The organism is Pseudomonas sp. CM25 (assembly GCF_013179705.1).
Taxonomy (GTDB): Bacteria; Pseudomonadota; Gammaproteobacteria; order Pseudomonadales; family Pseudomonadaceae; genus Aquipseudomonas.
Window position 1 is genome coordinate 1 of record NZ_JABMCW010000218.1, and the last position, 9,487, is coordinate 9,487.

The 9,487-nt window shown below is 63.0% G+C and carries 9 protein-coding genes and 1 riboswitch; of the genes, 4 read left to right on the plus strand and 5 right to left on the minus strand.

What is annotated here, in order from left to right:
* Positions 1–58 precede the first annotated feature (58 nt).
* Complete coding sequence (gene ahcY, locus HP546_RS20270) at positions 59–1,468, minus strand: adenosylhomocysteinase (RefSeq protein WP_172228723.1); 1,410 nt, start codon at positions 1,466–1,468, stop codon at positions 59–61.
* A 20-nt stretch (positions 1,469–1,488) separates the two neighbouring features.
* Positions 1,489–1,585: riboswitch (S-adenosyl-L-homocysteine riboswitch) on the minus strand.
* A gap of 178 nt (positions 1,586–1,763) precedes the next feature.
* Here ahcY and HP546_RS20275 point away from each other — a divergent pair.
* Positions 1,764–2,165, plus strand: coding sequence for an acyl-CoA thioesterase (locus tag HP546_RS20275; RefSeq protein WP_027592453.1), 402 nt, complete (start codon positions 1,764–1,766; stop codon positions 2,163–2,165).
* 130 nt (positions 2,166–2,295) lie between these two features.
* Here the strand turns inward: HP546_RS20275 and HP546_RS20280 are convergent, their stop codons facing one another.
* Positions 2,296–3,531: a sodium:proton antiporter gene (locus HP546_RS20280; protein ID WP_172228725.1), complete on the minus strand. Its 1,236-nt coding sequence runs from the start codon at positions 3,529–3,531 to the stop codon at positions 2,296–2,298.
* Positions 3,532–3,824: 293 nt separating this feature from the next.
* On the opposite strand from HP546_RS20280, the gene HP546_RS20285 reads away from it, so the two are divergent.
* Both HP546_RS20285 and HP546_RS20290 read left to right on the plus strand, forming a co-directional pair.
* Complete coding sequence (locus HP546_RS20285; protein WP_172228727.1) at positions 3,825–4,658, plus strand: EamA family transporter; 834 nt, start codon at positions 3,825–3,827, stop codon at positions 4,656–4,658.
* A 28-nt stretch (positions 4,659–4,686) separates the two neighbouring features.
* Positions 4,687–5,073 (plus strand): MAPEG family protein, encoded by a 387-nt coding sequence (locus HP546_RS20290; protein ID WP_172228729.1) that lies wholly within the window; start codon positions 4,687–4,689, stop codon positions 5,071–5,073.
* 82 nt (positions 5,074–5,155) lie between these two features.
* Here HP546_RS20290 and HP546_RS20295 read toward each other — a convergent pair whose 3' ends face one another.
* The gene (locus HP546_RS20295) at positions 5,156–6,307 is read right to left on the minus strand and encodes a murein transglycosylase A (protein WP_172228731.1); all 1,152 of its coding nucleotides are present in this window, start codon (positions 6,305–6,307) and stop codon (positions 5,156–5,158) included.
* Between the two features lie 119 nt (positions 6,308–6,426).
* Here HP546_RS20295 and HP546_RS20300 point away from each other — a divergent pair, with 119 nt between their 5' ends.
* Positions 6,427–6,876 carry a cytochrome c gene (locus HP546_RS20300; protein WP_172228757.1) on the plus strand — a complete coding sequence of 150 codons (450 nt, stop codon included), beginning with the start codon at positions 6,427–6,429 and terminating at the stop codon, positions 6,874–6,876.
* Between the two features lie 183 nt (positions 6,877–7,059).
* On the opposite strand, the gene HP546_RS20305 is transcribed toward HP546_RS20300, so the two are convergent.
* Together HP546_RS20305 and ligB are read right to left on the minus strand one after the other, a co-directional pair.
* Complete coding sequence (locus HP546_RS20305) at positions 7,060–7,452, minus strand: DUF1090 domain-containing protein (RefSeq protein WP_172228759.1); 393 nt, start codon at positions 7,450–7,452, stop codon at positions 7,060–7,062.
* Positions 7,453–7,583: 131 nt separating this feature from the next.
* On the minus strand, positions 7,584–9,281 hold the full coding sequence (gene ligB / locus HP546_RS20310; protein ID WP_172228761.1) for an NAD-dependent DNA ligase LigB: 1,698 nt from the start codon (positions 9,279–9,281) through the stop codon (positions 7,584–7,586).
* Positions 9,282–9,487 lie beyond the last annotated feature (206 nt).

Here is a 9,487-nt window from a genome sequence, read left to right on the forward strand (position 1 = left end):
AGCCAGGCCGGTGTGAGCCGGCCTGGCTTGGGCATCGTTGCTTGGCGTTGCCTGCTGCTTAGTAGCGGTAGGCGTGCGGCTTGAACGGGCCTTCGACGGTCACACCGATGTAGTCGGCTTGCTGCTTGGTCAGCTGGGTGACCACGCCGCCGAAGCCGCGGACCATTTCCAGGGCCACTTCTTCGTCGAGCTTTTTCGGCAGCACTTCAACGGTCAGGCGCTCGGCTTTCTTCTCGGCCGACAGGTCGGCGAACTTCTGCTCGAACAGGAAGATCTGTGCCAGTACCTGGTTGGCGAACGAACCGTCCATGATGCGGCTCGGGTGGCCAGTGGCGTTGCCCAGGTTGACCAGGCGGCCTTCGGCCAGCAGGATCAGGTAATCGTCGTTCTGCGGGTCGAAGCTGCCAGCGCCGGTGCGGTGGATCTTGTGTACCTGCGGCTTGACCTCTTCCCATGCCCAGTTCTTGCGCATGAAGGCAGTGTCGATTTCGTTGTCGAAGTGGCCGATGTTGCAGACCACGGCACGCTTCTTCAGGGCCTTGAGCATGTTGGCGTCGCAGACGTTGACGTTACCGGTGGTGGTCACGATCAGGTCGATCTTGCCCAGCAGGGCCTTGTCGATGCTGGCTTCGGTGCCGTCGTTGATGCCGTCGATGAACGGCGAAACCAGTTCGAAGCCGTCCATGCAGGCCTGCATGGCGCAGATCGGGTCAACTTCGGTGACTTTGACGATCATGCCTTCCTGGCGCAGGGACTGGGCCGAGCCCTTGCCCACGTCACCGTAGCCGATCACCAGGGCCTGCTTGCCCGACAGCAGGTGGTCGGTACCACGCTTGATGGCGTCGTTCAGGCTGTGACGGCAGCCGTACTTGTTGTCGTTCTTGCTCTTGGTGACCGAATCGTTGACGTTGATCGCCGGGACTTTAAGCTCGCCCTTGGCCAGCATGTCCAGCAGGCGGTGCACGCCAGTGGTGGTTTCTTCGGTCACACCGTGTACGCGGTCCAGTACCTGTGGGTACTTCTTGTGCAGCAGCTCGGTCAGGTCACCACCGTCGTCGAGGATCATGTTGGCGTCCCATGGCTGGCCATCTTTCAGGATGGTCTGCTCCAGGCACCACTCGTACTCTTCCTCGGTTTCACCTTTCCAGGCGAACACAGGGATACCGGCGGCGGCGATGGATGCGGCGGCCTGGTCCTGGGTGGAGAAGATGTTGCAGGACGACCAGCGCACTTCGGCGCCCAGGGCAACCAGGGTTTCGATCAGCACGGCGGTCTGGATGGTCATGTGGATGCAGCCCAGAATCTTCGCACCCTTGAGCGGTTGCTCGGTCAGGTACTTGCGACGCAGGCCCATCAGCGCAGGCATTTCCGATTCGGCGATGATGGTTTCGCGACGGCCCCAGGCGGCCAGGGAGATGTCGGCGACTTTGAAATCGGTAAAACCAGCAGGCATGTTTGCAGCGCTCATGAGAGCCTCCATTCGTAGTGTGCGAATGGGCGCCGTTGTGCGTTAAGCGCCCGCGAGAGCGAGCAACGCCCCATCCGAGCCTGACAGGCCTAGCCTGCTGCAGCGCCCCTCGGACAGGTGGCGGGCATGGCGCCGCTGTGGGCAGCCATGTGAAACGGCGCAGATTATAGCCGTGCTGGGCGGCTTGCCCAAGGTTTTCTGTCGATTAATCGCGACGATAGTCGATGTTCAATGGAGCGATCGCGGCCGCTCTGCCATCATTGCTGGACGTTAGCCAAGCAGGTCAGGAGTACAGATGAACTTTCACACCCGCAAGTGGGTTAAACCCGAAGACCTCAACCCCAATGGCACTTTGTTCGGTGGCAGCCTGTTGCGCTGGATCGACGAAGAGGCAGCGATCTACGCCATCGTCCAGCTGGGCAACCAGCGCGTGGTGACCAAGTACATGTCGGAAATCAACTTCGTCAGTGCTTCGCGCCAGGGCGACATCATCGAACTGGGTATCACTGCCACAGAGTTCGGCCGCACCTCGATCACCTTGAAGTGCGAAGTGCGCAACAAGATCACCCGCAAGAGCATCCTCACCGTCGACAAGATGGTGTTCGTCAACCTGGGTGAGGACGGCATGCCGGCGGCGCACGGGCGCACCGAGATCAAGTACGTGCAGGACCAGTTCCCGGATTCGGCGGTAGAGTGATTTTCCGGGGCTGCTCTGCAGCCCATCGCCGGCAAGCCAGCTCCCACAGGTACAGCGCAGAACCGGGGCCTGGCGCCATCCTGTGGGAGCTGGCTTGCCGGCGATGGGCCGCACAGCGGCCCCGAAAATCCTACGGCTGGGCGCTGACCTTGCGCACCACCCGGCCGATGCTCAAGCCCTGCACCAGGATCGACGACAGCACCACGATGTAGGTGATCGACAGCAGCAGGTCACGCTCCTCGCCCAGCGGCAGCGACAGCGCAAGGGCAACCGACACCCCGCCACGCAGGCCACCCCAGGTCAGTACCCGCACCGTGCCCTTGGGCACCGGGCGCCAGCGGCGCAGCAGCAAGATCGCCGGGGCCACGGTCAGCATCCGCGACAGCAGCACCGCCAGCGCCAGCACGCCACCGGCGGCCAGGTGCATCCAGTTGAACGGCAGCAGCAACAGCTCCAGGCCGATCAGCGCGAACAGCAGGGCGTTGAGCATGTCATCGATGAGCTCCCAGAAGCCGTCCATGTAGCGACGGGTCATGTCGTTCATCGCCAGGTTGCGGCCCAGGTTACCGATGATCAGGCCGGCCACGACCATGGCAATCGGCGCCGAAACGTGCAGCTCGTAGCACATGGCCGAACCGCCGATGACCAGCGCCAGGGTCAGCATGACCTCGACTTGATACTGCTCGACGCTTTTGATCATGCGGTAGGTGGCGTAGCCGATGATGCCGCCGAACACCACCCCGCCGATGGCCTCGCGAGCGAACAGAATCGCCGTGTCGGCAAAGCTCGGCGTTTCTCCCAGCTGGATGATGCCCAGCAACACGGTGAACACCACCACGGCGGTACCGTCGTTGAACAGCGACTCGCCAACGATGGTGGTTTTCAGTGGTTTCGAGGCATTGGCGGTACGCAGTGCGCCGAGCACTGCAATCGGGTCGGTCGGCGAGATCAGTGCACCGAACAGCAGGCAGTAGATCAACGGTACCTGCCAGCCGAACATGGCGAATACCCAGTGCGACAAGTAGCCGATGACCACGGTGGCAATCAGCACGCCGACGGTCGCCAGCAGCCCTATAGGCCAGCGGTAGCTGCGCAAGTCGGTGAGGTTGACGTGCAAGGCGCCGGCAAACAGCAGGAACGCCAGCATCCAGTGCATCAGCAGGTCGTTGAAGTCGATCTGGTTCATCAGCCCTTCGACGCGAGCTTCCAGGCCGGGGAAGCCGACCAGGCTCAGCCCTTGCAGGATCAGCGAAAACAGCAACGCCGTGACCATCACGCCGATGGCGGGGGGCAGGCCGATGAAACGGTAATTGACGTAGGTAAGGAGGGTGGTCAGGCAGATAAACGCGGCAACTAGTTCAAGCATCCCAAATCCTGTAGCAGTGGCTTCCAAGTCGTAACCCGAATGGCTCGGGCAGTTCTTTGATGACCTGGCGAGGGGTTCGGGACACAGGCTTTGACCGGATTCGTTCCAATCGTTCCCATGTAAAGGGGCTGCCGCGCAGCCCAATCGCCGGCAAGCCAGCGCCCACATGTACTGCATCGACCTTGAAAGCAACGCGGTCAATGTGGGAGCTGGCTTGCCGGCGATTGGGCCGCACAGCGGCCCCCGAACCCTATATATTCACAGCCATAAAAAGGCCATAAGGACAACAAGGCGTGTTGGCAACATCTCTGGTGCTCGTCGCCGCCCTGCTGCATGCGACCTGGAATACCCTGATCAAATTCAGCGGCGAGCGCTTGCTGGTGATTGCCAGCATGGACACGGTGGCGCTGGCCTTCGCCGTGCTGGCTGTACCTTTCGTCGAGGTCCCACCTGCCAATATCTGGCCGTGGCTGCTGGCCTCTGCGCTGGCCGAGCAGTTGTACCGCTATCTGCTTATCCAGGCCTACCGCGTCGGCGATCTGGGGCTGGTCTATCCTCTGATGCGCGGGCTGTCACCGCTGGTGGTGCTGGGCCTGACCCTGGCGTTTGCCGGGGAGTCGCTGAGCCAGCAGCAGATCATTGGTATCCTGCTGATCCCTTGCGGCATGGCTTGCCTGTTGTGGCAGGGCGGCGGCGGTGACCGGCTGCCCTGGTCGATGTTGCCGGTGGTCGCCCTGATTGGCCTGTGTATCGGTTGCTACACCTGGTTCGACGGCCAGGCCATCCGCTTGTGGGGCAAGCCCTGGGACTACCTGGTGTGGCTGACCCTGCTCAGCGCCTGGCAGTTTCCGCTGCTGGCCGGCGTTGCGCGACCGGCACCGTTTGCCTTGTTCTGGCGCACCCAATGGCGCCTGGGGCTGGCGGTAGGGTTCTGCGTATTGTTCAGTTACGCCCTGGTGTTATGGGCGATGCACCTGGGCTCGGTGGCCGAGGTGGCGGCACTGCGGGAGTTGAGTGTGATCCTGGTGGTACTGCTGGGCATGCGTTATCTCAAAGAACCTTTTGGCGGGCCGAGACTCCTAGCTTGCGGGCTGGTATTGGCCGGCATGCTGGTAATGAAGCTTTGACCTCTAGACTGAACAAGGAGTCCCGTCCATGACTGTTGCCCTGTGGTGCATTTTGATCGCGATGATTTTGCCGCCCCTGTGTGCGCTGATTGCCAAGGTCGGCAGCGGCCGTTTCGGCCTGAAGGACAATCACGACCCGCGCGCTTTCCTTGACACGCTCTCGGGCCTGCCGCGCCGTGCGCATGCCGCGCAGCAGAACAGCTACGAGGCGTTTCCGGCGTTTGCGGCCGCAGTGCTGGTGGCGGATATCGTCGGCAATGCCGAGCAGGTGACGCAGGATGTGCTGGGGGTGATGTATATCACCAGCCGGTTGCTCTACATCATCTGTTACCTGGCCGACTGGGCTGCCTTGCGGTCATTGGTGTGGTTTGCCGGGGTGGCCATGATCGTGGCGTTCTTTGTGGTTTCCATCTGAGACCGCGTTGTCTTTTTCGCGGGCATGCCCGCTCCCACAGGTATTGTGCGGATCCGATAGCTGTGGGAGCGGGCGACACCGATCAAGGCACTTTAGGCACTTCAGGCAACGGCTTGCCTTTGGGCCACAGCATCCAGATCTGCCCCTGCTGCTTCATGTTCCCCGCCAGCTCGCCGGCTTCCGGCCCGGTGCCCCAGAACAGGTCGGCACGCACTTCGCCGGCAATTGCCCCACCGGTATCCTGGGCGCCCACCGGGCGTACCACGGGTGAACCATCCGGGCGCGTGGTGGACAGCCACAGCAGGCTGCCCAGCGGGATCACCTTGCGGTCGATGGCTACGCTGTAGCCGGCAGTCAGCGGCACGTTCAGCGAGCCGCGCGGGCCTTCGTTGCTGTCCGGGCGGGTGCTGAAGAACACGTAGCTGGGGTTGCTGGCCAGCAGTTCCGGTACCCGCTGCGGGTTGGCCTGGGCCCAGCCGTGGATGGCGCCCATGCTCACTTCTTCTTTTTTCAGCTGACCCTGTTCCACCAGCCAGCGGCCGATCGGCCGATAGGGGTGGCCGTTCTGGTCGGCATAGCCGAGGCGCAGTTGGCGGCCGTCCTCCAGTTGTACCCTGCCGGAACCCTGGATCTGCAGGAACTGCAGGTCCATCGGGTCCGTCAGCCAGGCCAGCACCGGTGCCTTGACACCGTCACGGTTGATGACCTCGGCCGTGTCGTAGGGCTTGAGCACCCGGCCATCCAGGCGACCGCGCAAGCGCTTGCCTTTCAGTTCGGGGTAAACACTGGCAAGGTCAACCACGATCATGTCTTCAGGTACGCCATAGACCGCCACATGATTGGTCGCCGACTGGCTCAGGCTACCCGGGTAGACCGGCTCGTAGTAACCGGTGATCAGGCCGTTGGCGTTGTTCTCGGCAGACCGCAGGCCGTACACCTGCAGGTTGTGCTCAAGAAAAGTACGCACCTGTGCTGCGCTTGCGGTATCGCTGCCAGCTGCTTCGCAAGTGGCGGCCCAAACCGGGTCGCGCTTGAGCTTCTGGCAGCCGTTGCGCCAGGCGTAGAAGCCGGCCAGCAGGTCTTCATCGCTGACCGCAGGCAGGTCTTGCCAGGTAGCAGGGGCGTAGGTGGCGATGGCGTGGGGCTCGGGCTTGGCGTTCTCGCCGCCGTTGCAGCCGGCCAGCAAAGCCAGGGCCGGGATTGTCCAGGCCAGGTGGCGCAGGGCAGATTTCATGAGTGCATTCCTGTCAGGCGCAAATATGAAGATTCGCCCCTGTTATTTATGTGGCTATTGGTGTTTGGGGCTTGGGCAGCGATACTGGCCGCCCATTTGCGCAGGCTGAAGTGAGCATGATGTTGAAGCGATTGACCGTTGTTCTGCTGGCAGCGCTGACCCTGGCGGGTTGTGATCGGGTCGACCCGAACTCGCCGCTGGGCCAACGCAAGGCAATCTTCAAGGACATGCTCAAGACCAGCGAAGACCTGGGCGGCATGCTGCGTGGCCGACTGCCGTTCGACGGGCTGAAGTTTGCCGACGGCGCGCTGAAGCTGGACAACCTGTCGCATCAGCCCTGGCAGCACTTCCCACAGGTGCGTGATGCTGCTGGCGACAGTAGCGCGCGCGCCGAAGTGTGGGAGCGTCAGGCGCGCTTTCATGACCTGGCCCGGCAGCTGGAAGGCGTCACTGGCGAGCTGGTCGATGCCACTCGGGGTCAGCCACTCGATGCCGGGCAGCTGAAGGCACCGATGGACAAGGTCGAAGCTGCGTGCAAGGCCTGTCATACCGAGTTTCGTAATCATTGATAGCGTGCATTGCCCTTTGTGGAACTGTCTTGCACAGATCCTGTAGGAGCGGCCTTGTGTCGCGATTAGGGCGCGCAGCGGCCTTGGGATTTCAGCCTTGATGCGTAAATCGCCGAGGCCGCTGCGCGGCCCGATCGCGACACAAGGCCGCTCCTACACACTCACCGCGTTTGCCGGGGGGCTTCAGCGGTCCAGTTCGTCCACCGCTTCCTGCAGTTCTTTACGGGACTCGGCGAGCTTGTCCTTGCGCTTGTTGATCTTCTCCGCGTCGCCTTTCTTCTCGGCTTTTTTCAGGTCTTTCTCGCGTTGCGCCACTTCATGGCGGGCATCGAGCACTTTCTGCTCTCGTTCTTTGCGCAGGCTGGCGTCGGTGCAGTTGTCGACCCCGCGCAGCGCTTCCTCAAGCCCCGCGACCTGGTCGGTGTTGCCATGCTCGCGGGCAATTTTCAGCTGGTTCTCGATGGCGCTGCGCTTGGCGGCGCAACCGGTCAGGCCGGCATCCGGCTGGGCAGCCTGTACGGAGCCCGTGGCCAGGCCAAGCGTTGCGAGCAGAAAAAAGGTGGAAAAGCGCTTCATGTAAAGCCTCCTGAACGGGGCGGGGTAGCAAAGTTGGGGGAAATGCTGCCTTGGTTTTGCCGATTTAGAAACCCTTCTCAGGCATTTCTTGTGCAATCTCAGGGTTTCCCTACAAGCAAATTGGTAAAAAATCATTGCGTGGTCACCGTGTGCTCGACGTCAAACCCATCTACCCCTGCGCCGGCCAACTGGGTTGCAATGGCATTGACCTCGTTGCTTGCAAAGAAGTCGGCAAGCAGTTGCCCGCGTTTTGCCCCGATGTCGGGCAAGGCTTGCCACTCAAGGCTTGTGCGCGCAGCCAGCGCCGACCATGCGCCCGCCACCTGCATGCCGCCAGGCAAGGGCGCCCCGAGCCCACGCAGCCATTGGGCGAAGGGACGCGAGCGCGCTGCTTTGAAACTGTCCTGCAGCTGTGTAGCCGTCACGATGCTGATGCCCGCTACCTGGCGCAGGCGCTCGGCGTCCAGGTCCAGCCAGTCGCTCATTGAATTCACCAGCCCGGCAGCCACCAGCCGGCGCCAGGTACCGGCCCCGGTGCGTGGCAGTGCCAGCCCCTGTTTGCTGCTGAGCCAGGCAAGGCGGGCAACGAACTGCTCTTCGCAGCCCTCGCTGATCTGCCAGCAACTGTGGGCGTGATGCCGGCCGGGCTCAGGTGCGCTTACCGGCAGTCGCTCGACGGCGCGATGCACCACTTGCTCGAATCGTGGAATGGTCAGCCCGGCGAGGCTGACGGCCACCTGGTCGCCAGGGCGGATGTCGAGGCCATGCCAGCGGGCCAGCGAGCCAAGGCTCACCTGAGTGATTCGTCGATCATCAAGCGTGACCGGCAGCACGTGCAGCACCGGCGTCACTCTGCCGGTGCGGCCGACCCGAAAGCGTACGTCGCGCACTTCGGCCAAAACCTGCACATAGGGGTACTTCCAGGCCGCGATCCAGTACGGGGCCTTGGCTTGCCAGCGCTCGGCAGGGGGCCGGCTGCCCTGTCGCAAAATCACGCCATCGGTGGCGAAGGGCAGGGCGGAGCGGTACCAGTGCTCGCGCCAGTGTGCTGCCTGCGCCGGTGTATCGATCGCGACGCTGTAGTGCTGGCTGTCGGGGAAACCCAGCTGCGTCAGCTGGGCAAGGCGTTCGGCTTGTTGGCTGGGGCCTTGTGGCCAGTCCCAGACGAACAGGCCGACAGTGTTGCCTTGTTCACCGGCCAGCTGCTTGCGTGCAAGCAGGCCTGCAACTGTGCCACGGGCATTGGCGCTGCCAGCCCGGGCTTGTACGTGGGCGCCGTGGCGCAAGTAGAGTTCCCCCTGCAGCTGCAGGTCGAGTGGTCGGGGCAACCGCCGGGTAATGGCCCCGAGCTGGGGAATGTGCCGGCTCCAGTCGTGCCCATGCACGCCATCGCCTCGGCTGATCAGTTGCACCAGGCGGCCCTTTCGGTAGGTGAGGGAAACCGCAACGCCATCGACCTTGGGCTGTACCCAGACATCGGTCTTGCCGGTGAACCAGCGTTTCACGGCCTGCTGGTCGGCCAGCTTGTCTACCCCGGTATGTGGCACCGGATGAGGGATCGGTCCGCCAGCGCTGGCCAGGGGCGAAGGGCCGGTTGCGAGGCCAAAGCACTGCCGCAGCAGCTCCAGGCGCTGGCGGCTCTGGTCGTAGAGTTCGTCGGCCACCAGCGCGACGCCCTGACGGTGATAGTGGTCGTCCCACTGGGCGAGCGTGGCGCGTAGTTGAGCGACCTCGGCGTCAACTTGCTGCCGACCCCAGTCGGGGCAGGGGGCGGCCCAGGCCAGCGGGGCAGTCAGCATCATCAGGGTGAACAAAAGCTTGATCAGCATGGCCAGCATCCTTGCATGGCGGAAGGGAGTTCCCAGCCTAGGCAAGTCTGGCGGCCCTTGCTGCGCCGCTGTTGTCAGCCGATATGTCACAAAAAAGCCCCTGCCGATTGCTCGGCAGGGGCTTTCGCACAGCGCTGCAGGAAAAATTACAGGCCGGCGGCGTCACGCAACGACTGGGCGCGGTCGGTGCGCTCCCACGTGAAGGT

Excerpts from the sequence above, each read along its gene's own strand:
- ahcY (WP_172228723.1), bottom strand. The coding sequence starts at position 1,468 with ATGAGCGCTGCAAACATGCCTGCTGGTTTTACCGATTTCAAAGTCGCC.
- HP546_RS20275 (WP_027592453.1), top strand. The coding sequence starts at position 1,764 with ATGAACTTTCACACCCGCAAGTGGGTTAAACCCGAAGACCTCAACCCC.
- HP546_RS20280 (WP_172228725.1), bottom strand. The coding sequence starts at position 3,531 with ATGCTTGAACTAGTTGCCGCGTTTATCTGCCTGACCACCCTCCTTACC.
- HP546_RS20290 (WP_172228729.1), top strand. The coding sequence starts at position 4,687 with ATGACTGTTGCCCTGTGGTGCATTTTGATCGCGATGATTTTGCCGCCC.
- HP546_RS20295 (WP_172228731.1), bottom strand. The coding sequence starts at position 6,307 with ATGAAATCTGCCCTGCGCCACCTGGCCTGGACAATCCCGGCCCTGGCT.
- HP546_RS20300 (WP_172228757.1), top strand. The coding sequence starts at position 6,427 with ATGTTGAAGCGATTGACCGTTGTTCTGCTGGCAGCGCTGACCCTGGCG.
- HP546_RS20305 (WP_172228759.1), bottom strand. The coding sequence starts at position 7,452 with ATGAAGCGCTTTTCCACCTTTTTTCTGCTCGCAACGCTTGGCCTGGCC.
- ligB (WP_172228761.1), bottom strand. The coding sequence starts at position 9,281 with ATGCTGATCAAGCTTTTGTTCACCCTGATGATGCTGACTGCCCCGCTG.